Here is a 23,866-nt window from a genome sequence, read left to right as displayed (position 1 = left end):
CGCTATAAATATCCAGTAGCTCTTTATTCATTCCTGATGAAATCCCTGTATCTATCAGATTTCATTATACATTGTTTATCATGTCAGTGCGTAAGGTGAGATTTTAATAGAGCTCACAACGCTCTGGAAATCTAAAACTAAAGTACTGACTTAAGATTTCTCTTGATAAATTCTGGCTTTTATCGCAAGTGTTGTTGCTGCCAAGCTTATGTTATAATTGGCCGCTTGATCGCTGTAGCTTGAAGAAGATTAAATGATGAGGGTGATGTGAAGCAAAATACACGCATTGTTGTTGGAATGTCTGGGGGAGTTGACTCATCGGTCTCCGCTTACCTTTTAAAAGAGCAAGGGTATGATGTTCAAGGGCTTTTCATGAAAAACTGGGAAGAGGATGATACGGATGAGTATTGTTCTGCCAGTGAAGATGTTGCTGATGCACAAAGTGTGTGTGACCGTTTAGGTTTAGCTTTGCATACAGCGAATTTTTCAGCTGAATATTGGGATAATGTTTTTGAGCATTTTTTAGCGGAATTAAAGGCAGGGAGAACGCCAAATCCTGATATTCTGTGTAATAAAGAAATCAAATTCAAAGTATTTTTAGACTATGCTCAGCATTTACAAGCCGAGTTTATCGCAACGGGGCATTATGTGCGCAAAGATTATTGTGATGGTCACTATCGTTTATTGCGAGGCCGTGATAATAACAAGGATCAAAGCTATTTTTTATACACGATTGGTCAAGAGCAGTTGGCAAGGTCACTGTTTCCGGTTGGAGAGCTTGAAAAGCCAGCGGTGCGTGTGTTAGCGGAGCAAGCAAAGTTGGTCACACATAATAAGAAAGATAGCACGGGCATTTGTTTTATTGGTGAAAGAAAGTTTGCTGATTTTTTAAAACACTATTTGCCAGCACAGCCTGGGCAAATGAGGACACCTGAGGGTGAGTTCGTCGGTGAGCATCAGGGTCTGATGTATTATACCTTAGGCCAGCGTCAGGGGTTAGGTATTGGAGGGCGTCAAGGGGATAATGGCCAGCCGTGGTATGTTTTGGCTAAAGACTTAACTTGTAATGAGCTCATTGTTGGTCAAGGGCATGATCACCCATTATTGCTTGCTGATACTTTGCTTGCTAGTCAGTTGCATTGGGTAAATGGTGAGGCTGTAGCCAGCGAGTTTTTATGTACTGCAAAGACACGTTATCGGCAGGTAGATCAATCATGCCAGGTGAAGATAGCAAGTGATGGGCGGGCACAAGTTGAGTTCGAACAATCACAGTGGGCGATGACTCCAGGGCAGTCTGTTGTTTTTTATCAAGGGGATGTGTGTCTTGGTGGTGGTATAATTGAGAACATTGACTCGAAATAAAGCGAAAAGCTATGGGTAATAACCTGTAACATTAAAGTGCATAGCGTACTTTTTTATAACATAAAGTGAGGAATAAATAACATGTTTGAAAAATCAACACATAAAGAGTCTCAAGAGCGTTTAACGGCTGTGTTTAATACATCTGAGGGAAGTTTTGAAATTGAGCTCTATGCGCAAGAATGTCCTGAAACAGTATGGAATTTTGTTAATTTAGCTGAAGGCCGCCAAGAGAGTGTTAAAGACGGTCCATTCTATAATGGCTTGATTTTTCATCGTATTATTTCTGGTTTTATGATTCAAGGCGGCTGCCCTGAAGGTAGCGGTGTGGGTGGACCGGGCTATCAATTTGCTGATGAATGCTCGAGTGATTTGCATCATGATGATGTTGGAGTGTTATCTATGGCCAATGCAGGCCCAGGAACCAATGGCTCACAGTTTTTTATTACATTAGCTGCTCAGCCTCACCTAGATGGACGTCATACGGTCTTTGGTAAAGTCAGCTCTGGCCTTGATATTGTGAAAAAAATTGGCCAAGTGCCGACTGGATTTATGGATAAGCCGGCTGATGATGTTGTGATTGAGTCTATTGAGATTAAGCGTTAAATTATATACTTAGTTTAGTTAGTAGCTAGTCTTAACTTTTATATTTATGATTATTTATGCAGTACTGCGAGGATTTTTAATGCTTGCAGTGCTTTCTTTCGCTCCTTGTGAGCTATAGGTGTTTTCTTCAGCACCTTTAATTACATTAAGCATGGATGAGATTTGCGCTTGATTGATTTGAATCACTAAACCATTCGCTTCATTGATTTGTTTGCATTTTCTTAGGGCTAAGGTAATGTCTAGCCAGAGCTGTTTTGCTTGTGCTTGTTCCTTGCCACTGACTTCTTGTTGGATATAATCTAGCATTCCCTCGTGTGTACAGTCGTAATTTTTTTCTATTAGTAGGTTCTCATGTGCCAAGGCCAGTGGAGAAAGCTGCGTTAAACAGGTTTCTTTAGCTTTAGCAATTTGTTGTAATTCAGCTTGTGCTAAGTTTTGCAATGCCAGAGTCTCTTGCTCAAGAAAATCAAGTAATTGATTAAGTAATATTAATTTTTTATCTAATAATGAGCATATGTTTTTACTTTTCATCAATTATTCCTTTTGAGACTTGAATATTGAGCCTTGAATATAAATATTTTTACTGTTAAAGCTGGTCTTTTAAAATGCCCTCAGCAGTTTGTAATATATTGATTTCATAGTCACCTTTTTGATAAAGGGCTTGCAAGGCGGCTATTTTTTCAGCGCGCTCAGCAGTAAATTTACTGTCTTCACCATGGACTGATTGCACAAGCTCTGTCAGTAATAAGTTATCTTCATTGTTAGTTGTTGGTGAAGCTGTTGCTGCTGATGGGCTTGTTTGTTGTTTTTGTTGCTCAACAGCCTTTTCCTCAGCGTGAGTATTGGCTAAAGGAGGCAGTCCAGAATTTACTTTGTTGATTTCACTCATGTTTATGCCCCTTGTTTTCACCACTCATAATATCGGCAGTACTTCTATATACTTTAGCTTAAATTTAATAAATTACATCAACTACACCCTTGTCTGTGGCTTTACCTTTGATGATTTTTTGAGATTGTATGTTTTTTACTTCTACTTGTTGTCCGCGTAATGCATTTTGTAGAGCAACACCTAAGGAGGTGGCTTTTATATTATTAATTTGTGCACGAATTTGAACGTGTTCTCCACGTTGTACCATATATTCTTTTTTTAATGAATACTCAGAAATGATACTGCCTGATTTTATAGGGTATTTTGTATTGCGGCCAATAAGGTAGTCAAATTTTTGGTAGTAATTAGATCGCAATTCGCGATAACTAATTGTTTTTAATTCAAGCTGATCACGGCGAATTAACGTATTTCTTGGAATTTGTTCTCTGGCGACAATCACTTGAGCATAGATAGTCAGTTTAACCGGCAAATAAGTCACCCAGTCATGTTCTGGACAGCGGATGCCAATACTGCGTGTTGAGAGTAATTTTTGATGTGCTGGTAAAAATGGTGTGAGCTGTTCTGTTTTGCAGGCTTTTAATTTCACCCGGCTGGTTGGTTTATGAATATCGAGTTGAAACTGTTTGGCATGGAGCCTGACTTGACCATAGAGGTAGTGGTAGGCAATTTTTTTTAAAACCGTATAATCTTGTGTATTTTTTTTAGCATGGTTGCTTATAGAAAAAATTAATAATAAAGCAGCATAAGTATAAGTGATAATGTAAATACGCATGAGTTATTTCTAAAGTTACCTTTAAATAAAATAATTTATATTCCTGGTAAATTAAACTGTCAAACTTTAATGTTAACAGTCCCGATTAATCAATAATTATGCAAAATTTATTCCTGGTATTATATTTTTACCTGTCTGTTTTTATTTTTATTTTTTTTATAAATTTAATTGTTATTAAAATAAATTAGGTAATATATAAAATTAAGTAATGTATATTAAGATACGATACGAGATTTTATATCTGGTTATTTTATATTTACTTTGTTAAGTGACAAGAAAAAGCGCTAAATAAAGGTACTAAATTTGCATGGTTTAAATAGTTAAACATAGGTAATCAAGATAACTGGCTGATATAGCTAATAAGGTTGATAAATGATTAGTTTTGATAAAGTTGTCGGTGTTCATGAAAATGCACTTTATTTAAGAAATCAACGATTAAAAACATTGTCTGATAATCTTGCAAACTCTGATACGCCGCATTATAAAGCGAAAGACTTTAATTTTAATCAAGCATTAAAAAATGCAACAGCGCCAGTAGATCGAGATATTCACTTATCGCGAACGAATAAGCGGCATATTAAATTATCGGTTGCATTTTCAGGCATTGATTTAAAATATCGCAATCCATTTCAGCCTGCTTTAGATGGTAATACCGTAGAGCTAGAAGTTGAGCAAGCAAAATTTGCAGAAAATGCCATGCGCTATCAGGCAACATTATCATTTTTAGGTAAGAAGTTTTCTGGCATAAAGAATGCATTTAAGGATGAGTAAGTAAGATAGCTATAGTTATTAACGTAATTAAAAAGGTCGGTGTTTATGTTTTCAGTGTTTGAAATCGCAGGGTCTGCCATGATGGCGCAAAGTATTCGTTTGAATACGACCGCGAGTAATCTTGCTAATATTAATAGTGTAAGCAGCAGCATTGATACGACGTATCGCTCAAGACAGCCTGTCTTTGCACCGATTGCTGCAAGTATGCGGGATGAATTTTTCCCAAATCGCACACCAGGGCGTGGAGTGCAGGTCCTTGGTATAGTTGAAAGTGACGCACCTTTAGAGCAGCGTTTTGATCCGGACCACCCGATGGCCAATGAAGAGGGCTATATTTTCTTACCAAATGTGAACCCTGTTGAGGCGATGGTGAATATGATCTCAGCATCACAGTCTTATCGGGTCAATGTTGAGGCATTTAATACTTCTAAGCAACTTATGCAGCAAACGCTACGGTTGGCGCAGCAGTAGGAGATGAATCATGGCAGAAATTAATTCAACCGATTCAGTTGCCAACCTTTATAAAAATTTAGGCTTAACGTCATCTGATGCAACCTTAGAAAAGAAAGAGCTAGGCCAAGATGATTTTTTGAAATTATTAACGACGCAGCTTAAGCATCAAGATCCGATGCAGCCACAAGAAAACGGTGAGTTCTTAGCGCAAATGGCACAATTTAGTACGGTTGATGGCATTAACAGCATTAATGATGCCGTTGGTAGTTTAGTCGCTGAGTTAAAATCAACAACGGCATTGCAAGCTTCAGCACTTGTTGGGCGTTCTGTGTTAGCCGAGTCAGACAAAGGCTTATTGATTGAGGGTGAAGAGTTTAAAGCAGATATCGAAGTGCCAAAAAATGCCAAAGAGGTTAAAGTCAATATATTTACGGATGGTGGCAGCTTAGTCAGACAGGTTGAAATTGGTGATTTAGCCGATGGTAATTATAGCTTTGTTTGGGATGGTAAAGATGAAAATGGCAATGTGATGCCGGCAGGGCGCTATCAATTTGCCGCTGAGGCCCGAGTGGAAGGTGAAACTCAGCAATTACCACTTGCAGTGTATGCCAATATTGACAGTGTGATTTTAGGCAAAAATGGCGAGGAAACACAAGTGAGCTTATCTGGCATTGGCCAGGTGAGTATTTCAGGAATTAAACAGCTTGGATAATTAAATTAATTAAATTAATTAAATTATTAAATAAATTTAAATAATAAAAAAATAGATTTAAAAAAAGGGAAGTGGAGGGGCATTATGTCATTTAACATCGCTCTAAGTGGTTTACAAGCATCATCACAAGATTTAAGTGTGATTAGTAATAATATTGCTAATGCGTCAACCATTGGTTTTAAAAAGTCTCGTGCAGAATTCGGTGACGTCTATCAAACCTCAGGCTCTGGTAGTGCTGTGGGTTCTGGAGTACAGAACTTAAGTGTTTCGCAAGATTTTGGCCAAGGACCACAAAAAAATACGGGTAGAAATCTTGATTTAAGAATTAATGGTGAAGGTTTTTTCCGCATGAGTGATGATGGTGCGCTAAAATACAGCCGCGCAGGTGCATTTCATTTGGATAAAGATGGTTTGATTGTGAACTCTTTGGAGCATAATCTAACCGGCTTTACTGTGGATGAGGATGGCGTATTAACCGGCGCGGTTGGTAATTTGCAAATTAGCACCGCAAATCAACAGCCTAAAGCGACAGATAATATTGTGTTAGAGATGAACTTGGATGCCGAAGTTGATATTCCGACACTTGAGTTTCAGCGTGGTTTCACCGCAGATAATCCGCCGGATACGAATAGTTATAATAAATTAGAAAATACAGTGGTTTATGATTCTCTTGGCACCAGCCATATTTTATCGAAGTATTTTGTCAAGACAAATATTGATAACCGCTGGGATGTTTATGTTGGTATCGATGGCAATGATGTTACACCTGAGGCGGCGGCGGCTCCTGCGGTGACAGTGCCGATACCTGGGAACCCAAATTCTGGTAATAATCAAGGCAGTGACCCTATTCCTAAGCCGAATTCTGCAGATTGGCAAAACTATTCTCCTTTTACAGTGGTCTTTGATAATTTAGGCAAATTTATTGCCAATGACCCAAATGTGCCGCCCAAATTATTACAAACGCCGATCGCTTATTCACCGTCGACAAATGCGTATGATGGGTCCAATCCACCCGGAAGTGAAAGCTTAACGGTAACGCCAGCGGTTAATAATCCATGGAAGATGGTCTCAACCGTTACAGACCCTTCAACCTTAAAAGGGCCCAATGGCAATAATCTTGCGATTGAGGTCCGTAATGCCAGTGGTGGTTTTACCTCTTATAATGTTGCAGCAATGACCGGCTCAGGTAATCCCACCGCACGCCGAATCTCGGATGCAATTAATGCAACGGGGACACTGAATACGTTAGTTGATGCCTATGCCTATACTGAGTTTGAATTGGGGGAGTACTTTTCTGGAACCGCTGTAGCAACATTTGATTTAACCGCAGCCGGGACTAATGCAACGGCAACAAGTACCATTACCATTCCAGCAGGAACGAATGTGGCGGGCGTGTTAGCGGCAATTAATGCAGAAACTGCAACGACAGGCGTGTATGCGGTGTCTCGTGATATTGCTGGGGATACGGCGAATGTTAATCGTAAGCGTATTGTCTTGGTTTCGGATGGTTATGATAGTACGGGTACGCCTTTAGGGGCGACGGCGATGGATTTATCTGGCCATAATATTACCTTGACGATGACTGGGACTTCAACAACACCGCTGTTTCAAAATTATGATACCTCATCAACCGGTCTTGCGTTAACGCAACGTGGTGCGGTGACTGTCCGTGCCGAAACCGTCTCTGCTGACTTTAAGTTCTCTGGCAGTGATGCGAATGCTATGGGGTTTGAAACTGGACGCATTTATGAAGCTGTGGTGGATCAAGAAAATTCAGATGTTATTTCAATTAACTGGACGCCAACAACGGCGGGACCTGCGACCAAGCCGACAGACCCTCAGCAAATTATTATTAACATGGCAACTTCAACGCAGTATGGTGATCCGTTTGCTGTTACGGATAAAACCCAAGATGGTTTTACCACGGGTCGGCTCTCCGGTATTGAAGTGGATAAATCAGGCATTATTTTCGCCAGATACAGTAATGGTCAGTCCAGCACGTTAGGCAAGGTGGGTTTAGTGAATTTTCCGAATGAAAATGGTTTATCGCCTGTCGGTAATACCCAGTGGGTGGAAAGTTTTAGCTCAGGTCAGCCGCTTATTGGTGAGCCACAAACGGCAAACTTTGGTTCGATTGAGGCGCTGACCTTAGAAGACTCCAATGTTGATTTAACTCAAGAGTTGGTATCGATGATTATTGCCCAGCGTAATTTCCAGGCCAATGCGCAAACGATTCGAACGTCTGATCAAGTCACACAAACGATTATTAATATTCGTTAATTATTATACTTAGATAGATAATATTTATGCCTAGGTGAGCTGAATGTTTCAGCTTGCCTTGGCATGCTCTATGCACCTGTTGTTATGAATCAAGGAGGTGATGATGGATCATGGAATTTATATTGCAATGAGTGGTGCTAAGCAGGCATTTACGAAACTTGCAATGAATAATAATAACTTATCGAATGCATCAACGACTGGTTTTCGTGAGGACCTACAGCAGTTTCGCACTCAGTCGGTGTTTGGCGATTATTTTCCGAGTCGGGCGTATGCGATGGTTGAACGCCCAGGTTATCGCACTGAAGCTGGGTCATTTATCACCACGGGCAGGAATTTAGATGCAGCGATTAAAGGTGATGGTTGGTTTGCGGTATTAGCACCTGATGGTAATGAAAATTACACGCGGCGTGGTGATTTTAAGTTAACTCCAGAGGGGGCATTGCTAACGGGTGATGGCCATCCTGTCATCGGAGATGGCGGGCCGATTTTCTTGCCACCTGCCTCCGAGCTGCAAATTGCTGAAAACGGCCGTATTTTGATTAAAGCCGCAGGCGTGCAAAATGCCCAATTTGAAGTGGTGGGGCAGTTAAAACTTGTCAATGGACCTTCTCAAAGCATGAATAAAAATAATTATGGCCTGTTTCAATTTGGCGAGAATATACCCTTGGAGTTAGACCCTGCCGTGGTGATTGAATCGCGTGTTCTTGAAGGCAGTAATGTGAATCCTGTGGCGGCACTTGTCAATAATATTGAAATTTCCAGACAATATGAAACACAAGTGAAAATGATTGCAGCTCTGCGCTCAAACGCACAAGAGTCGGTACGCATTATGCAAATTTAAGCTGTGAAGCAGACAAGGTAGAAAATTATGATTCCAGCATTATGGATTAGTAAAACAGGGTTAGATGCTCAAAATTTAAAATTGCAAGTCGTGTCGAATAACCTGGCAAATGTCAGTACCACCGGCTTTAAAAAAGATCGGGCGGTTTTTCAAAGTTTATTCTATCAAAATGTGCGTCAAGCCGGTGCTGAAAATGCTGAAGGGGTGAGACTGCCTTCTGGTTTAATGCTGGGGCGTGGTGTAGCCGTTGGCGCAACGCTTAAACAGCATGATCCAGGTACGGTACAAATTACGAATCGAACACTTGATATTAGGATTAATGGCCGAGGTTTTTTTCAGATTACAATGCCAGATGGTACAACGCAATATACACGTAGTGGTCAGTTTACTCGTAATGAAAATGGTACCCTGGTGACGGCTGAAGGCAATCCTTTAGTGCCACAAATCGATGTGCCACAGGATGCATTGACAGTGTCGATCGGTGTCGATGGTCAGGTTTCTGCAACGACACCAGGAACGGTCACGCCGACGGTGCTTGGAACGATTCAATTGGCAACTTTTGTGAATAATGCGGGCCTAGAACCGCAAGGAAATAACCTTTTTAAAGAAACAGTTGCCAGTGGTGCAGCAACTTTGGGTAATCCTGCTGCAGATGCGTATGGCAGTACACGTCAAGGTGAGCTTGAGGCTTCGAATGTTAACGTTGTTGAGGAGTTGATTGGCTTAATTGAAACTCAGCGCGCGTATGAGATGAATTCTAAGTCGATTTCAACAGCAGATGGCATGATGCAGTTCTTAAATCAGACGATATAAACTATATAAATAGTTTAAAATAAGGAGTCTCGCATTAATATGATAATGAGGAGTTTATGGCAAGCAGCTCAGGTAGTTTTACTGGCTATGATGGTTAGTTTATTAAATGGCTGTAGCTATGTGGTTGGCCCTGAGCCAGGTGATCCTCGTTATGCGCCGATTCCTCCGGCAGCCGCTCATATTCCTCAGTATCAAGGTGGGGCAATTTACCAAACGCGTTATGGTGCATCTTTATATAATACGACACTGCCTTTTCAAGTTGGTGATGTTCTAACCGTTGAGTTTAATGAAAGCAATAAAGCCTCGAAAAAAGCGGATAATAAAATCGAGAAAAAAGATGAATTAACCATGGATGGCAGTGCGTTGCCTGCCGCTGCTAAATCGATTCCATTTTTAGGCCACTTAGTCGATGAAAATTGGCAAGTCAGTCAAGAAAGAAAGTTTCAGGGTAAAGGCGATGCCAAACAAGAAAATAGCTTAAGCGGTTCGATTACTGTGACTGTTTCGCGCATTTTAGCGAATGGTAATTTGGTTATTCGTGGTGAAAAATGGATGAAGTTAAACTCAGGACGAGAGTATATTCGTTTATCTGGTATTGTGCGAGCGGATGATATTGATGCGAGCAATACCATTCAATCCACTAAAATTGCGGATGCGAGAATTGCTTACAGTGGTACAGGTTCATTTGCAGATTCTAGCCGGCAAGGTTGGCTATCGCGCTTCTTTGGTAGTGTGATATGGCCATTCTAGGGGACGTAATAAAATTAATTGATCAGGGTAAATTATTATTTGTCCTACCCTTATTCTTGCCCTTATCTTTAGTCTTTGTATTTAGCGGTATTTTTATAAGTCCCAGCATAACTTATGCTGAGCAGCGCATTAAGGATATCAGTAATATTGCCAGTGTGCGCAGTAATCAGTTAATCGGTTATGGCTTAGTCGTCGGTTTAAATGGCACGGGGGATAATGCGAATTTTACCATCGCCAGTTTCAAGCGTATGTTATCGAATTTAGGCATTAAGCTACCTCCTGGAGTGGATCCGAAAATGAAAAATGTCGCGGCAGTGGCGTTAAGTGCAGAGTTGCCGGCATTTGCTAAGCCGGGTCAGCGCATTGACGTGACGGCATCATCGTTGGGCGATTCAAAAAGCCTGGTGGGCGGCACGTTATTAATGTCTCCTTTAAAAGGTGCAGATGGCCGTGTGTATGCACTGGCTCAAGGAGGAGTCGTTGTTGGTGGTTTAGGCGTGACGGGTAAGGATGGCTCGAAGTTGATTGTGAATGTGCCAAGTGTGGGGCGTATTCCGGGTGGTGCGATTGTTGAAAAGCAAGTGCCGACGCCTTTTAGTCATGATGATCATATTGTCTTTAATTTAAAATCACCGGACTTTACCACAGCAAAATGGATGGCGGATGTCATTAATCAGTTTTTAGGACCAGGATCGGCACGGCCATTAGATTCTACGTCAGTTTGGGTCAGTGCACCGAAAGATCCGGCACAAAAGGTAATGTTTGTTGCTGTCTTAGAGAATTTAAAAGTCAAATCAGCAGAGGCCCCCGCACGAGTGATTGTGAACTCGCGTACCGGGACGGTCGTGATCAGTAAAAATGTTCGTGTCAGCCCTGCGGCGGTCACACATGGTAATTTAATTGTTACGATTGAAGAGACCACGAAAGTGAGTCAGCCGGGGGCGTTGAGTGGTGGGGAGACCGTTACTGTGCCAGAGTCTGAAATTAATGCAGAACAGCAAAATAACCCGATGTTTGTCTTTAGTCCGGGGCCGACATTAAAAGATATCGTGCGAGCGGTCAATGAGGTGGGTGTCGGACCTGGAGACTTAATTGAAATTTTAGAAGCATTACAAGCCGCAGGGGCCTTACATGCAGAATTAGTGGTTATTTGATGTTGTTTTTTTGAGCTGTTATTTTGTTATTTATAGGGGAAAGGGAAAGATAAATGGATGCGATTCCTACACAGCACGTTAGTAATGCGTTTGATTTTTCCGCATTTCAAAAACTAAAAGCCAATGTAAATAAAGCGGGCCAGGAAGATAAAACATTGCGGGCAGTTGCCGAGCAATTTGAATCTATATTTATTAAAATGGCACTAGATAGCATGAGAAAAGCCAGTAAAGAGTTAGAAAGTGATTTATTTAAAAGCTCGTACCAAGACTTTTATCAAGATCTATATGATGACCAGTTAAGTTTAAACTTAGCCAATAATGGTGGCATTGGTTTGACGGATGCCTTAGTCCTTTATTTATCGCAGCAAGCGGGTTCTGAACAGGTGTTAAATGTTAATAACACACTGAAAAAAGAGCAATCAGCGCAGGATGGGCAAATTGCATTTAAGCAATTAATAGCAACGTTAGAGCCATATCTTGATGATTTATCGGAAAAATTAGGTGTGAGTAAAAAAGCCATATTAAGCCATGCCATCGTTGAAACTGGTTGGGGTAGTACTAATATGATGAAAGGAGGGCATTTATCCAACTCAAATCAGGTAAATTTATTTGGCAGTCCGCAGCGCTTTGGCTTAGAGGTAAACCAAGGAAGTGGGGGTGGAGGTGGTTTTTTAACCGTTGATGAAGCGGTGAGTCACTATAATAAATTTTTAGAAAAATATTTAAATGTCAATCAACACGATAATAAAGTTGATTATGGAAAAGAAAGTAAAATAGCTGATGAAGATTTTTTTAAATTTATTCAATCGATACTATACCCAAAAGAGCCAGAAAAATTGCAGCAATTTTTAACTGTTGCAAAAAGTTCCTTATTAAATGGAGTTTAAGGATTTGTTTATGATGTCGATACAGGTGGACAGGCTACAGTTGCTAAAGGTTAGAACGAAGGGTGTAGTATGGGTATCTTAGGTATTAGCGTCGCGGGGTTAAACGCCGCACGAACACAGCTTGATACGACTTCACATAACATTGCGAATGCCAGCACACCAGGCTATACGCGTCAGCGTGTTTTGCAGTCCAGTGTGTTAGGTGATACGGCATCTGGACAGTATGTGGGTGCAGGTGTGCAAATCGATGCCATTCAACGTATGGCGGATCGCTTTGCGGTCGAGCAGCTCCGAGATAGTACGACTGCCTTTGCAGAGAGTGATATTTTTCATAGTATTTCTTCGCGTGTTGATAATTTAGCTTCTAATGATGCAACCAGTCTATCGACTTCTTTATCGGGTTACTTTGAGACACTCAATGAAGGGGTGAATGAGCCAACATCGATTGCTTTGCGTCAGAGTATTTTAGGAGAAGCGAATAATTTAACCACACGTTTTCATACGATTGAGCGTGAGCTGAGTCAATTACGCGTAGAAATTAATCGTGACCTTGATGATGCGGCACTAAATTTAACCCAATTAGGTAAGCGGGTGGCGATTATTAATGATCAAATTAGCCGAGCGGTGGGAAGTGCTGGAGGGGCAATACCGAATGATTTACTTGATGATCGGGATAGAGCCTTAAAAGAAATTGCTGAATTTGCGAATATTTCTGTATTTGAACATACGGATGGCAGTGTTGATGTATCGATTGGTTCTGGTCAGTCCTTGGTGGCTGGAACGAACTCTCTGACGATTGTTGCAGAGCCAAATGCTGAGGATGCGTCTAAGTCTAATCTTTTTGTTAAAGATCTGAATAAAAACGTTAGATTTGATATTACCAATGAGATTCAAAGTGGCCGGGTGAAGGGCTTAATTGATGTGCGTGACAATGTGATTGACCAATCATTAAGGCAGCTAGGTCTTGTGGCTGTTGGTTTAATTCAAACAACTAATGAGCAACATAAATTAGGTATGGATTTTAATAGTGCCCTCGGTGGAGATTTTTTCAATGATTTAAATAAGTCAGCACTCATTGCTCAGCGTTACTTGCCGAATTCGGCGAATACAGGTAATGCGGCTTTAACGGTAGAGCTGGGTGAATTCGCTGCTGATACCATTGCGCTGCCCAATAAGCCTGCGACAGGCATTAAAGACTTAGAAGCTGAAGAATATAATTTAATTATTACCGGGACGAGTTATGAGCTGATTCGTCAAAGTGATCAGGCCTCGATGACTTCGGGGGCCATTGCTGACTTTCCTATTCAAATAAATGGGATGAGAATTTCTTTAAGTTCAGGTGGGTTTGCTGACCAGGATAGTTATGTGATTCGACCGCTGCAAGGACTTGCGCGTGGCATTGATGTGCAAATTACTGACCCGAAAAAGTTAGCGTTAGCTTGGCCGGTGGCAGCCAGTGAAAACGAAGCAAATTTGGGTTCGGGGAAGTTAACAGTGAGTGATATGGTGAGTACGAATCAGCCGATTAATTTTTCTGATTTGAGTACTGCCGCAAATACGGTAACGTCGTTTCAACCTGATTTAGTGAGTCAATTAACTGATTTAAAGACACCTTTGGCGGGTGATTTATTATTTTCTGTTGCTGGAGGCACGCCTGATGATGTGGCAATACCGATTGCCATTGCGGATTCATCGGCGCGTGCTTTGTTTGATGGGATTGCACTGAATGTTACCGGTGTGACTCCCACTGCATCAACGACGTTGGACTTAGGGGCGTATAGTGATGGGGTTTGGGGGGGCACGGGTTCTGATGTCACCTTTGAAAGCTTTGGTGGTACGGGTGTTAATTTACCGTCAACAGCACTGGGGATTGCAGCAGGAACACGCAATGCGGATGAAGTGGTCACTGCTATTACGGCACTGTCGGGCAATATCAGTGCGCGGGCAGAAGTAGTAATTAAGTCAACCGTGGGTGAAAACTTAGCGATTAGCTTAGGTGCTAGTGCTACCGCGGCAGGCTTAGCTCTAAATAGTGTTGCACAAGATGAGATGAATTTAGGTGATTTTATTGAAGGCTCGACGATTAATGCGGGTGATTTAGTGATTAATGGTCAGAGTATTAGTGGGACGTTTGTGACAACAACGGCGTTACGTGATGCGATTCGTACCGCGGGTAGCAATAATACCATTACCAATAAATTTAGTGCGGATGCGCATATTATTGTGACTGAAAACCAGGGTAAAACGATTCAAATCTCAACGACAGGTAATAATGGTGGCACAGGTGCAGCGAATTTTGAGGATTTTTCTTTAAGCGGGGCGGCGCATGAGGGTTATCAAAAAGGCCAGGTGACGGTCACTGCAGCGAATGTGACGGACTCTTTACTCATTTCTGGAAATAATCCAGAGAATGGTGGCTTTATTACGGGGTTGTCTCTTAATGTTGCTAAAAATGCCTTTCACCCTGATCGTCCTGGTCAGCTAGATCCGCCGATTCAAATTGAATTTTTAAGTCAAACACGCTATCAAGTTTATTTGAAATCAGGAACTTTAAAGCCCATTGGCGGACCGCAGCCTTATGATCCACTGAATCCTGATGTATTTCCTTTGGTTGATACGACGACTGCGCCGCCAACAGATTATGATCCAGGGTATCGCATGCGGATCTCTGGCACACCCGAAAAAGGCGATATTTTCAATATAGAGTATAACACCAATGGGTTTGGTGATAACTCAAATGCAATTAAGCTTGCCAAAATAGAGCAACAAGCGGTATTAACAGCAGATACTTCAGGGAATCCAACCAGTTCAATTAGTCAAGGTTATGAAAGCTTAGTGGCCAGTGTGGCCAGTGAGACAGAAACTTCGATTATTGATTTAAATGCCAGTGAGACCTTAAAAAGGCAGGCTCAGCAAAAGCGTGATTCGATTATGGGAGTGAATCTAGATGAAGAAGCGGCTAATTTAATTCAGTTTCAGCAAGCCTATCAGGCTTCAGCACGCGTGATTACGGTAGCACAGACGCTATTTAGTTCGTTATTGCAAGCGGTAGGCTAAATAAAATTAAAATGATAGAGGGCAGATTTAGGAGGTAAATTATGGTAACACGTGTTTCTACTTCTTCTATTTTTAATACGACGGTGGAGAATATGGCGAAGCGTCAAGAAGAGCTAGCAAAAGTTCAAGACCAAATTGCCTCAAATAAGAAAATTTTAACAGCCGCCGATGATCCAATCGATGCTTTGCGTACATTGGCCTTAAAAAATAATATTGCACAAAAAAAACAATTTAGTGAAAATATGGATTTTTCTCGAAGTCGCTTGGAGTTAGAGGAAGCAACGCTAACCAGTCTGGCGGGATTATTTAGAGAGGTAAAGGTCAGAGCGATTGAAGCGGGAAATGGTGGGTATGCAACCTCTGATGTGCGTGAGGTGGGTCGCTCTATTGCCTCTTTATTAGAATCCATTGTTCAGCAAGCGAATTCTCGAGATAGAAATGGTGAGTATCTATTTTCAGGCTCAAAAATGACGCAGCAGCCCTTTGTGCAAGATCAAAATGGGGCATACCTGTATCAAGGCAACGATACACAGGCGTTGGCACGTTTAGATGAGAACTTAGAAGTTCCGGTATCAGACAGTGGGCAGGCGGTATTTTTTTCACAAGCAATGTTTGCAAAAACACGTGCGCATGAGAATAATGCGATTAGTGTGACCAATAATAATCAGCAAGTGGCTAGCATTTCAGTCGGTTATGTCAAAGATGTGTTGAAATGGCAGAAATCTCAAGAAGTGCCAGAGAGTTATATTATTCAATTTGAGCCGTTGACAGGTAGCGCTCCACCGGGTTCACCAACAGATGTTGATGTCAGTCCGACAAGTAATGATGCGCAGACGTTTTCCGTTTACTCGGCAACAACAGGCCAAATTGTTATTGGTGAAGATGGTCAGCCGATGACAGGGCTAGCGGTTAAGCGTCCGACATCAAGTACTGATCCTGCAGAACCCACGGTGATTAATATTAATGGGTTGATCATTGAAGTGACGATGGACCCGAATATTATTGATGCTGCTTCTGGATTACCACGCGGGCCGCAGGTTGGTGATCGCTTTATCATTGAGCCAGAGCAGCAGCAAAATGTCATGAACGTTATCGATGACTTTGCCAAATTCTTATTAAGTTATGTTGGAGGTGAGCCTGAAGGTAATATTACTTTAAATGAAAATATCCAGCGCATGATTGCAAGTATTGATGAGGCAGGAGGAACACTCCTATCTGTGACTACAGAGGTTGGGCTACGTCAGTCAAATATTCATTTACAGCAAGAGGTGAGTAGTCATATCCAATTGAGTCAAAATAAAGCCTTGGGAGATCTATCTGATCTAGATTTTGCTAAAGCCGTGGGTGAATTATCGATTTTACAAACAACACTACAGGCCACTCAACTGGCTTTCTCCAGAGTACAGAATTTAACATTATTTAGTTTTTTATAGAAAAACTAAATAACTATGCGGCTATATTTTTATATGGATTTTTATCGTTTTTCAGCAATGTACTTGCATTGATCCATCGTTGATTAGGGTAATAGGCGATTAGTAATGTCTTATTTTTAATTATATTGATGATTGGTTTGAGCATTTTCGGTGGAATCGCAGGGCAACCCCAACTACGGCCTAAGTAACCATATTGTTTAATAAAGCGAGCAGTTGCGTATGGCGCACTATGGATCACAATATGTCGCTTTAATGCATGACTATTAAAACCTGGGTCTAAGCCTTGTAGATGTAAAGAAAGACCATGCTTACCCATATAGGGTGATTGGGTAAGATATAGCGCTGGATTAACAGTTTCTGACATAATATCAGTAGGTTAAAAAATACAATAAGGAAAAACGATGCCTACTCCTTACTGTTATGACTTTTGTTCTCCTGATTTAAACCCGATAGAGCATGTATGGTCACCGCTTAAAAATAGGGTTCGCATGAAGCTTGATCAAGATGAAATAAATTTAGAGACAGCGCTTAGTCAAGTAATGAAGTCAATGTCAGAAACTATTCGTTGAGTGCTATAAAAGCCAATGCTGGTTTTATGACTGTTATTTTGATTAGAAAAATATTTTGCTAGAATCAATCCAGTGCTTTTACCGTGTGCAACGTAAGTATGGAAAAGGATCTTGCTTGTTGATAGATTAATCACCCATAATCTTTTCTTTGTAGAAGGTAGGCTATAATCGATGAGGCTAATTATAGATGATGTAGTTAATTGATTTTTAAGTACATAAATATAGGCAATTAAGCTTACTTTGAGTGCTTGTGGTGACAATGTTGGTGCTTGAGCGAGTATTGCCTTTTTAGTTTTATTTTCATTGAATTGCAAGGTTCGTGTTGACGCTGAACTTTTGTTGAATATGATTGGTGTAAGTATGCATAAGTGTGTTAGAAAATAAGTGGATTTATACTTCATAATAGAGACTATATGGTAAATCTGTTAGTTTGTTGCGAATGATAATTTATTTATATGAAATTATTGTTGATAGTATTATTAATGAATATAAATTAAAAATATACATGTTTTTTATATAAAAACATATTAATTTGATATTTATAGTGTTTTATTTTTTATTTTGATTCTAGATATTGGAAAAGCAGGGAAATCATCTGTTGTTGTTGGTGATAATGCCCATGACGTGCTTCGACGTTGATATAGGAGATTTTATTAAGTGCACAATAATAAGAAAGTGAGCCATCATTAACTCCTGTTGTTTTGTGCAAAATAATATTAAATTTTTTATTTTTTATATAATTGAATAATGACCGTTCGGTTGTGATAAAAAAATCATCAGGACAATGTGCTTGATTATGATAAAGATCCTCGGTATTTTCTGCTTCGTCACCATGAGGGTAGTACGATAAAATATTGTAATTTTCCTTATCTCCTGCTTTATCTTCATTATTATGTAAAGCAATCAGCAAAGGGAAGTTATGAGTATTTATTTGTTGAAGGATTATGTCAGAAAATTGTTTGGCAATAAAAAAATTTTTTTCAGAAAAACAGTGATATTTTTTTAAGGTATTTTTGATGCCAGTATCAGTGAAAATGCGGTTAGGGTCAAATTGACATGGATAATTATTGATTAATAGTGAAATTAGTCTGTTTTTTTTGTGAGATAACTCAAGAAGATGGCCGTAACTATGTTGCTGGATACAGTCAAGTGCAGCTTGTACTGACGTTTTTTCGTTATCATGTAAATTAATAAATAAAGGTTGTTGTGTTGGCTTTAACTGTATCTGTATAGCGGCTTTGTTACTGGAGTTTGGAATATAGTAATAGCATAGGTCAATATTAATAGTTGGGATATTAAAAGAAATAAAGTCGACAGAATAAGGCCATTGATTGTACACTGGATTATCTCGATGTAGTATTGGCGCACTTTCTTTAATTTAAGTTTAGTTTATGAACTTGTGCTATTGATTGTGCTTTAGTTGTTGTTTTTTCCATGAGTGTTAAGATTGATATAGCATACAGTATTATTGATTGAGGGGAAGTTTGTGAAGTTTATTGTTTCTTTTTTATCAAGTTTACTATTTTCTGTAGGTGTTATGGCAGCACCGACATTTATTACCATTGGTTCAGGCTCGACGACAGGCGTGTATTATCCAGTTGCTGTTGGCGTTGCAAAATTAATTAATAAAGATGTCAATGGTGTTCGCGCCAATGCACGCTCAACCGGAGGAAGTGTCTATAATGCGCTTTCACTGCAGCGTGGTAATTTGAAAATGGCGATTATGCAAAGTGATATCGCTTATTATGCCTATCATGGTCAGGTGGTTAAAGCCTTCTTAGATCAGCCAATTAAGTCATTAAGAGGCGTGGCTGCACTTTATCCTGAAGTTGTTCAGATTGTCGCGAATCCGGCAATTCACTCGATTACTGACCTTAAAGATAAGCGCGTTTATATCGGTGATATTGGCAGTGGTGTAGAGCAAAACGCCAAGCAAATTCTAGCGCTTTATGGGTTGTCTGAAAAGGATATTACGCCGATTCGTGGTTCTGCAAGTTTAGGAGCACAGCTGCTGCAAGATGGTCGCATTGATGCGATGTTTTACACCGCAGGCGTTGGTAGTGCTGCTATTCAGCAAATTACTGAGACAACTAAAGTTCGTTTTTTGCCGGTTTTACCTGAGCAAGCAACAGTGCTTATTAAGCAGTACCCGTTTTATACTGCGCAGCAAATTCCTGCAGGCAGCTATAAAGGCCAAACAGCGGCTATTCCAGCAGTCGCTGTGGAAGCCCTGCTGGTTGCATCGAGTGACTTGCCGAATAAGGTGGTTCAGGCAATTATTGGTCAAGGCTTATTCAAGCAAGGCAAAATTGATCAATTCGTAAAGTTACATGCTAATTTAAAAGCTTATTTTAAGCTCAATCAAGCGGTTGAAGGTGTTGGTATTCCATTGCATCCTGGGGCAATTGCAGCATATAAAGCGCTTGGTGTTCCGGGGTTAAACTAAGGCATAAAAATAAAATAACAGCTAATTTTATAGTTCAGGAGTACCGTTATTGTAATGTCAACATCACAGGATGTGAGCGACATCGCGGCACTTGAGACCGGCTCACGTCATTTAATTGCATGGCAAAAATACTTGGCTTTACTGGTTGCCGTTGCTTGGAGTGTGTTTCAGGTCTATGCAGCGATGTCTGCTCACTTCGATAGCCTGCAATTAGGTGCAATTCACTTAGGCTTTGCTTTTGCTTTGACTTTTCTTGTTCACCCATTTAAACGATCTAAGGCCTCTTTTTCGGTTCCTTGGTATGATTGGTTATTTTTAATCACTGCTTTGGCTGGCTGTATTTATATCGCTTATGAGTATATTGCCATTATTACCCTTCGTGGCGGTGTTCCTAATGACCTAGATGTTATTATGGGAACAGTGACCCTAATAATGCTTGCCATTGCAGTGATTCGTGTTGCAGGTTCTGCCTTGACTTTGATTGCAAGTGTGATGGTTTTATATGCTTTGCTTGGTCCTGATGGTCTGATTCCTATTCAGCTTCCTGATGTTTTATATTTGCATAATGGCTATTCTTGGACCCAAGTTGTGCAACAGCTGTATTTAACAACAGAAGGCATTTGGGGTACGCCTTTGCGGGTGTCTGCAACCTTTGTATTTTTATTTGTATTATTTGGTGCACTATTAGAACGTGCCGGTGCTGGTGAGTACTTTATTCAGTTAAGTTATAGTGTACTTGGGGGTTATCGTGGCGGGCCTGCTAAAGCTGCTGTTGTTGGTAGTATGATGACGGGGGTCATTTCAGGTTCATCAATTTCGAATGTGGTGACTACTGGGACATTTACCATTCCATTAATGAAAAAAGTTGGTTATAGCAAAGAGAAAGCTGCAGCAATAGAAGTAGCCTCATCTGTTAATGGTCAGTTGACGCCACCGGTGATGGGGGCGGCGGCTTTTATTATGGCGGACTTTTTAGGTGTGCCTTATTCGCATTTAATTTTGTATGCTTTGTTGCCAGCGTTATTAAGTTATGCAGGCTTGCTTTACGTCGTTCATCTTGAGGCGTTAAAGCTTGGTTTAAAGCCGACACCTCGGCATGAGTTACCTCCATTTTGGTCAACTTTTATTAGCGGGGTACATTATTTTATCCCCATTATTTATTTATTATTTGCATTAATTATTCAACGCAAAACACCTGAGTATAGTGCATTAAATGCAATTTTTATTTTAATGGCATTAATGATTGTGCAGGATATATGGCGAGCGTGTCGACATGAGGGTTCACTGTTTGCTGGCCTGTATTCTGGTCTTAAAACGGCTTTTTGGCACCTGATTAAAGGTTTTGAGATGGGCGCGCGCAATATGACTCCGATTGCCATTGCGACGGCAGTTGCAGGAATTGTCGTTGGGATTGTTACGATGACAGGATTGGGCTTCGGTTTAACCGATATTGTTGCTGCGTTATCAGGTGGAAATTTTTATATTGTTCTTGTGCTGGCTGCTATTGCCTCATTAGTTCTGGGCTTAGGTTTGCCAACGACTGCAAACTATATTGTGATGGCTGCACTGGTTGCACCAGTGATTCAGCAATTGGCTGAACAGGCGGGTATGCATGTGCCTTTGGTGGCGATTCATTTATTCGTCTTTTACTTTGGTATTTTGGCTGATGATACACCGCCGGTGGGGTTAGCTGCGTATGCGGGAGCAGCGATTGCTAAGGCGAATCCGATTAACGTCGGAGTGAAGAGTTTTGGTTATGATTTACGTACAGTGATTTTGCCTTTTATTTTTATTTTAAATCCACAGCTATTGATGATAGGCGTTAATAGTGCTTGGGATGTTATTCATATTGTGATCTCCGCCTTAATTGGCATGTTGTGCTTTGTTGCGGCATTGCAGGGTTATTTTTTAAAGGATACGGCCTGGTATGAACGTGTGTTATTGCTGGCTGCTGCTTTTTGTACTTTAGTTCCTGGAGCACATAGCGATGGCATTGGCTTGGTGATACTAATAACCTTCATTTTTATACATAGTAAGCGCCATCGGCTCTATTGGTTTAAATAATAAAAAAAGCCTGTGATACTTTTTCACAGGCTGAATTAATTTACTTTAGTTTTACTTAACTTTCATCGCTTTTATTACTTGATGTTAAGTTTTTTAAACTATCAACTGTTGATTTTGCCGCTTGCTTAGCATCATTTGTCATGTCGCTGGCTTTTTGCTTTACTGTTTCAGCCATACTGCTTTGGGTTTTATTTTGAGCTTCATATTGTGTGTCGCTGGTTGAAGCTGTTTGCGTTGCTGCTGCTTGGGTCTTAGTCGTTTGCTTATCACCATTTTGCTGACAGGCGGTTAAAGCTGTGGCTGTAGCGATGATGAAAGCAGCGGTGAATGCTAATTTTTTCATAAATTTAATCTCCAGGTTGAATTATAAATTTAGTAATAACAGATTCGTTTTAACAAATTATGAATAAGTTAAAATAAATATATGTAACTACTATATTATTGCACTTTTGTAAAGTGCGATATGGTTTTTTTAGTAAACGGAGGATCAAGTCTAATGATCTTGGGTGCTTATTTTAAGTAAGATGACTCAATGTGTGAATCAAGGTATGATACAGGCACGTTTTATACAATAGATAAAGGTTAAGAAGATAAAATGCTTGTAGAGCCAAAAGTACGAGGATTTATTTGTACAACTGCGCATCCAGAGGGTTGTGCGGTGCAAGTACAGCGCCAGATTGACTATGTAAAACAACAATTCACACCCGCAGTGGCAGGGCCTAAAAAAGTGTTGGTTATCGGCGCTTCAACAGGTTATGGCCTAGCAAGCCGTATTACCGCAAGTTTTGGTGAGGGTGCACAGACAATCGGCGTGTTTTTTGAAAAAGCAGCAGCAGGTAAGCGTACCGCTTCCCCTGGCTGGTATAACAGTGCAGCATTTGAGGAAAAAGCGCTAGCGGCGGGGCTGTATGCAAAAAGTATTAATGGCGATGCTTTTTCGAATGAAATTAAAGAGCAGACAATTGAATTGATTAAGCAAGATTGGCAAGGTGGCGTTGATTTGGTGATCTATAGCTTAGCATCGCCACGCCGTCTTGATCCGGTGACCGGTGAAGATTATCGCTCGGTATTAAAAACAATTGGACAGCCTTTTACCAATAAAACCGTGGATGTTGTTGCCGGGACTGTGGGTGAGGTGACGATTGATTCAGCCAGCGCTGATGAGATTGCTAATACTGAAAAAGTGATGGGTGGCGAAGATTGGCAACTGTGGATAGAGGCATTAGCTGAAGCAGGTGTACTTGCAACAGGTGTGAAAACGGTGGCTTATTCGTATGTGGGGCCAGAGTTGACGTTCCCGATTTACCGTGAAGGGACAATTGGCCTTGCTAAAAAGAATTTAGAGGCGAGGGTAAACTGCTTAAATGAAAAATTAATGGGGTTATCGGGCTCTGCTTATATTTCAGTAAATAAATGTTTAGTGACACAAGCTGCAGCGGCGATTCCTGTTGTGCCGCTGTATGCATCGTTATTATATAAAGTGATGAAAGATAAAAATTTGCATGAAGGTTGCATTGAACAAATTGTTCGATTGTTTTCAGCACGTTTATATCATCAAGAGTCAGTGCCTTGTGATGAAGAGGGTTTGATTCGCATTGATGACTGGGAAATGCAGCCTGAGGTTCAAGCTGAAGTTGAACGCTTATGGCAGCAGGTGACGACTGAGAATGTGATGGAAATTTCTGATTTGCGTGGCTATCGCCAGGAATTTTATCAGTTATTTGGTTTTGAGACTGCAGGTATTGACTATAGCCAAGATGTTGACGTGAATGTCGTGGTGCCGTCTTTAAAATAAATAAAAGTGATAGATATAAAAAAAGGCGGGTGATTCCGCCTTTTTTATTACGTGGTTAAATTGATAAATTGTTTGGTTTAGCCATGAGACTCTGTATGAACCTCGGAGACAGAACTCGGTAGCTCTTGTACTTTCTTATCGGCACTGTTGCGAAAAATTATAGTGAACTTCAGAAAGGTTATTTTCTTGTGCTCTCTGCTTAGAATTAAGCAGCT

Annotated in this window: 24 protein-coding genes; 17 read left to right on the top strand and 7 right to left on the bottom strand. The window is 40.6% G+C overall.

The window, feature by feature from the left end:
• Nucleotides 1-267 precede the first annotated feature (267 nt).
• Complete coding sequence (gene mnmA / locus C200_RS04040) at nt 268-1,362, top strand: tRNA 2-thiouridine(34) synthase MnmA (protein ID WP_016210280.1); 1,095 nt, start codon at nt 268-270, stop codon at nt 1,360-1,362.
• Between the two features lie 81 nt (nt 1,363-1,443).
• On the top strand, nt 1,444-1,965 hold the full coding sequence (locus tag C200_RS04035; protein ID WP_016210284.1) for a peptidylprolyl isomerase: 522 nt from the start codon (nt 1,444-1,446) through the stop codon (nt 1,963-1,965).
• Between the two features lie 54 nt (nt 1,966-2,019).
• Here C200_RS04035 and flgN read toward each other — a convergent pair whose 3' ends face one another.
• The 3 genes from flgN to flgA all read right to left on the bottom strand — a co-directional run bounded on the left by flgN (nt 2,020) and on the right by flgA (nt 3,626).
• Complete coding sequence (gene flgN, locus C200_RS04030) at nt 2,020-2,496, bottom strand: flagellar protein FlgN (RefSeq protein ID WP_016210276.1); 477 nt, start codon at nt 2,494-2,496, stop codon at nt 2,020-2,022.
• Nucleotides 2,497-2,551: 55 nt separating this feature from the next.
• The gene (locus C200_RS04025) at nt 2,552-2,854 is read right to left on the bottom strand and encodes a hypothetical protein (RefSeq protein WP_016210275.1); all 303 of its coding nucleotides are present in this window, start codon (nt 2,852-2,854) and stop codon (nt 2,552-2,554) included.
• Nucleotides 2,855-2,918: 64 nt separating this feature from the next.
• Complete coding sequence (flgA, locus tag C200_RS04020; protein ID WP_016210273.1) at nt 2,919-3,626, bottom strand: flagellar basal body P-ring formation chaperone FlgA; 708 nt, start codon at nt 3,624-3,626, stop codon at nt 2,919-2,921.
• 372 nt (nt 3,627-3,998) lie between these two features.
• Here flgA and flgB point away from each other — a divergent pair, with 372 nt between their 5' ends.
• The 11 genes from flgB to flgL all read left to right on the top strand — a co-directional run bounded on the left by flgB (nt 3,999) and on the right by flgL (nt 16,777).
• Nucleotides 3,999-4,397 carry a flagellar basal body rod protein FlgB gene (gene flgB / locus C200_RS04015; RefSeq protein ID WP_016210274.1) on the top strand — a complete coding sequence of 133 codons (399 nt, stop codon included), beginning with the start codon at nt 3,999-4,001 and terminating at the stop codon, nt 4,395-4,397.
• A gap of 39 nt (nt 4,398-4,436) precedes the next feature.
• The gene (gene flgC / locus C200_RS04010; RefSeq protein ID WP_032126334.1) at nt 4,437-4,868 is read left to right on the top strand and encodes a flagellar basal body rod protein FlgC; all 432 of its coding nucleotides are present in this window, start codon (nt 4,437-4,439) and stop codon (nt 4,866-4,868) included.
• Between the two features lie 10 nt (nt 4,869-4,878).
• Complete coding sequence (locus C200_RS04005; RefSeq protein WP_016210271.1) at nt 4,879-5,562, top strand: flagellar hook assembly protein FlgD; 684 nt, start codon at nt 4,879-4,881, stop codon at nt 5,560-5,562.
• 84 nt (nt 5,563-5,646) lie between these two features.
• Nucleotides 5,647-7,842: a flagellar hook-basal body complex protein gene (locus C200_RS04000; RefSeq protein ID WP_016210285.1), complete on the top strand. Its 2,196-nt coding sequence runs from the start codon at nt 5,647-5,649 to the stop codon at nt 7,840-7,842.
• 100 nt (nt 7,843-7,942) lie between these two features.
• On the top strand, nt 7,943-8,683 hold the full coding sequence (locus tag C200_RS03995) for a flagellar basal body rod protein FlgF (RefSeq protein WP_080664838.1): 741 nt from the start codon (nt 7,943-7,945) through the stop codon (nt 8,681-8,683).
• 27 nt (nt 8,684-8,710) lie between these two features.
• Nucleotides 8,711-9,496: a flagellar basal-body rod protein FlgG gene (gene flgG, locus C200_RS03990; RefSeq protein ID WP_016210283.1), complete on the top strand. Its 786-nt coding sequence runs from the start codon at nt 8,711-8,713 to the stop codon at nt 9,494-9,496.
• 39 nt (nt 9,497-9,535) lie between these two features.
• Nucleotides 9,536-10,246 (top strand): flagellar basal body L-ring protein FlgH, encoded by a 711-nt coding sequence (gene flgH, locus C200_RS03985; RefSeq protein ID WP_016210272.1) that lies wholly within the window; start codon nt 9,536-9,538, stop codon nt 10,244-10,246.
• A complete protein-coding gene (locus C200_RS03980) occupies nt 10,234-11,400 on the top strand; it encodes a flagellar basal body P-ring protein FlgI (protein WP_016210279.1) in 1,167 nt (388 codons plus the stop codon). The genes flgH and C200_RS03980 overlap by 13 nt, the downstream gene beginning before the upstream one ends.
• A gap of 53 nt (nt 11,401-11,453) precedes the next feature.
• Nucleotides 11,454-12,287: a rod-binding protein gene (locus C200_RS03975; RefSeq protein ID WP_016210277.1), complete on the top strand. Its 834-nt coding sequence runs from the start codon at nt 11,454-11,456 to the stop codon at nt 12,285-12,287.
• A 69-nt stretch (nt 12,288-12,356) separates the two neighbouring features.
• Complete coding sequence (flgK, locus tag C200_RS03970; RefSeq protein WP_016210270.1) at nt 12,357-15,344, top strand: flagellar hook-associated protein FlgK; 2,988 nt, start codon at nt 12,357-12,359, stop codon at nt 15,342-15,344.
• Nucleotides 15,345-15,385: 41 nt separating this feature from the next.
• Nucleotides 15,386-16,777, top strand: a complete 1,392-nt coding sequence (gene flgL, locus C200_RS03965) for a flagellar hook-associated protein FlgL (RefSeq protein WP_016210281.1) — start codon at nt 15,386-15,388, stop codon at nt 16,775-16,777.
• Between the two features lie 13 nt (nt 16,778-16,790).
• On the opposite strand, the gene C200_RS03960 is transcribed toward flgL, so the two are convergent.
• Entirely contained in the window at nt 16,791-17,141 is a 351-nt protein-coding gene (locus C200_RS03960; RefSeq protein ID WP_016210269.1) for a murein L,D-transpeptidase catalytic domain-containing protein, read from the bottom strand.
• Nucleotides 17,142-17,178: 37 nt separating this feature from the next.
• On the opposite strand from C200_RS03960, the gene C200_RS15330 reads away from it, so the two are divergent.
• Entirely contained in the window at nt 17,179-17,346 is a 168-nt protein-coding gene (locus C200_RS15330) for a hypothetical protein (RefSeq protein WP_155276073.1), read from the top strand.
• Here C200_RS15330 and C200_RS16660 read toward each other — a convergent pair.
• A complete protein-coding gene (locus C200_RS16660) occupies nt 17,310-17,747 on the bottom strand; it encodes a murein L,D-transpeptidase catalytic domain-containing protein (protein ID WP_080664860.1) in 438 nt (145 codons plus the stop codon). The two genes, C200_RS15330 and C200_RS16660, sit on opposite strands and share 37 nt — an antisense overlap.
• A gap of 155 nt (nt 17,748-17,902) precedes the next feature.
• Nucleotides 17,903-18,685, bottom strand: coding sequence for a hypothetical protein (locus tag C200_RS03950; RefSeq protein ID WP_016211367.1), 783 nt, complete (start codon nt 18,683-18,685; stop codon nt 17,903-17,905).
• Nucleotides 18,686-18,832: 147 nt separating this feature from the next.
• Here C200_RS03950 and C200_RS03945 point away from each other — a divergent pair, with 147 nt between their 5' ends.
• Together C200_RS03945 and C200_RS03940 are read left to right on the top strand one after the other, a co-directional pair.
• Complete coding sequence (locus tag C200_RS03945) at nt 18,833-19,792, top strand: TAXI family TRAP transporter solute-binding subunit (protein ID WP_032126330.1); 960 nt, start codon at nt 18,833-18,835, stop codon at nt 19,790-19,792.
• 54 nt (nt 19,793-19,846) lie between these two features.
• Nucleotides 19,847-21,856 (top strand): TRAP transporter permease, encoded by a 2,010-nt coding sequence (locus C200_RS03940; RefSeq protein WP_032126331.1) that lies wholly within the window; start codon nt 19,847-19,849, stop codon nt 21,854-21,856.
• A gap of 55 nt (nt 21,857-21,911) precedes the next feature.
• Here C200_RS03940 and C200_RS03935 read toward each other — a convergent pair whose 3' ends face one another.
• Complete coding sequence (locus C200_RS03935; RefSeq protein ID WP_016211366.1) at nt 21,912-22,199, bottom strand: hypothetical protein; 288 nt, start codon at nt 22,197-22,199, stop codon at nt 21,912-21,914.
• Between the two features lie 252 nt (nt 22,200-22,451).
• Between C200_RS03935 and fabV the strand changes: the two genes are divergently transcribed.
• Nucleotides 22,452-23,651, top strand: a complete 1,200-nt coding sequence (fabV, locus tag C200_RS03930) for an enoyl-ACP reductase FabV (protein ID WP_032126332.1) — start codon at nt 22,452-22,454, stop codon at nt 23,649-23,651.
• Nucleotides 23,652-23,866 lie beyond the last annotated feature (215 nt).

This window comes from Piscirickettsia salmonis LF-89 = ATCC VR-1361 (assembly GCF_000297215.2).
In the GTDB taxonomy this organism is placed as follows: domain Bacteria; phylum Pseudomonadota; class Gammaproteobacteria; order Piscirickettsiales; family Piscirickettsiaceae; genus Piscirickettsia; species Piscirickettsia salmonis.
The sequence above is the reverse complement of the archived record's forward strand: the minus strand, read 5'-3'. Positions and strand labels throughout refer to the sequence as shown.

Coding starts and splice junctions, on each gene's coding strand:
- C200_RS03980 (WP_016210279.1), top strand. CDS start 10,234: ATGGCCATTCTAGGGGACGTAATAAAATTAATTGATCAGGGTAAATTA.
- C200_RS04000 (WP_016210285.1), top strand. CDS start 5,647: ATGTCATTTAACATCGCTCTAAGTGGTTTACAAGCATCATCACAAGAT.
- flgB (WP_016210274.1), top strand. CDS start 3,999: ATGATTAGTTTTGATAAAGTTGTCGGTGTTCATGAAAATGCACTTTAT.
- C200_RS03935 (WP_016211366.1), bottom strand. CDS start 22,199: ATGAAAAAATTAGCATTCACCGCTGCTTTCATCATCGCTACAGCCACA.
- flgA (WP_016210273.1), bottom strand. CDS start 3,626: ATGCGTATTTACATTATCACTTATACTTATGCTGCTTTATTATTAATT.
- flgG (WP_016210283.1), top strand. CDS start 8,711: ATGATTCCAGCATTATGGATTAGTAAAACAGGGTTAGATGCTCAAAAT.
- C200_RS03960 (WP_016210269.1), bottom strand. CDS start 17,141: ATGTCAGAAACTGTTAATCCAGCGCTATATCTTACCCAATCACCCTAT.
- fabV (WP_032126332.1), top strand. CDS start 22,452: ATGCTTGTAGAGCCAAAAGTACGAGGATTTATTTGTACAACTGCGCAT.
- flgK (WP_016210270.1), top strand. CDS start 12,357: ATGGGTATCTTAGGTATTAGCGTCGCGGGGTTAAACGCCGCACGAACA.
- flgH (WP_016210272.1), top strand. CDS start 9,536: ATGATAATGAGGAGTTTATGGCAAGCAGCTCAGGTAGTTTTACTGGCT.
- C200_RS15330 (WP_155276073.1), top strand. CDS start 17,179: ATGCCTACTCCTTACTGTTATGACTTTTGTTCTCCTGATTTAAACCCG.
- C200_RS03975 (WP_016210277.1), top strand. CDS start 11,454: ATGGATGCGATTCCTACACAGCACGTTAGTAATGCGTTTGATTTTTCC.
- C200_RS03940 (WP_032126331.1), top strand. CDS start 19,847: ATGTCAACATCACAGGATGTGAGCGACATCGCGGCACTTGAGACCGGC.
- C200_RS04035 (WP_016210284.1), top strand. CDS start 1,444: ATGTTTGAAAAATCAACACATAAAGAGTCTCAAGAGCGTTTAACGGCT.
- flgL (WP_016210281.1), top strand. CDS start 15,386: ATGGTAACACGTGTTTCTACTTCTTCTATTTTTAATACGACGGTGGAG.
- C200_RS16660 (WP_080664860.1), bottom strand. CDS start 17,747: ATGAAGTATAAATCCACTTATTTTCTAACACACTTATGCATACTTACA.
- C200_RS04025 (WP_016210275.1), bottom strand. CDS start 2,854: ATGAGTGAAATCAACAAAGTAAATTCTGGACTGCCTCCTTTAGCCAAT.
- flgN (WP_016210276.1), bottom strand. CDS start 2,496: ATGAAAAGTAAAAACATATGCTCATTATTAGATAAAAAATTAATATTA.
- C200_RS03995 (WP_080664838.1), top strand. CDS start 7,943: ATGATGGATCATGGAATTTATATTGCAATGAGTGGTGCTAAGCAGGCA.
- C200_RS04005 (WP_016210271.1), top strand. CDS start 4,879: ATGGCAGAAATTAATTCAACCGATTCAGTTGCCAACCTTTATAAAAAT.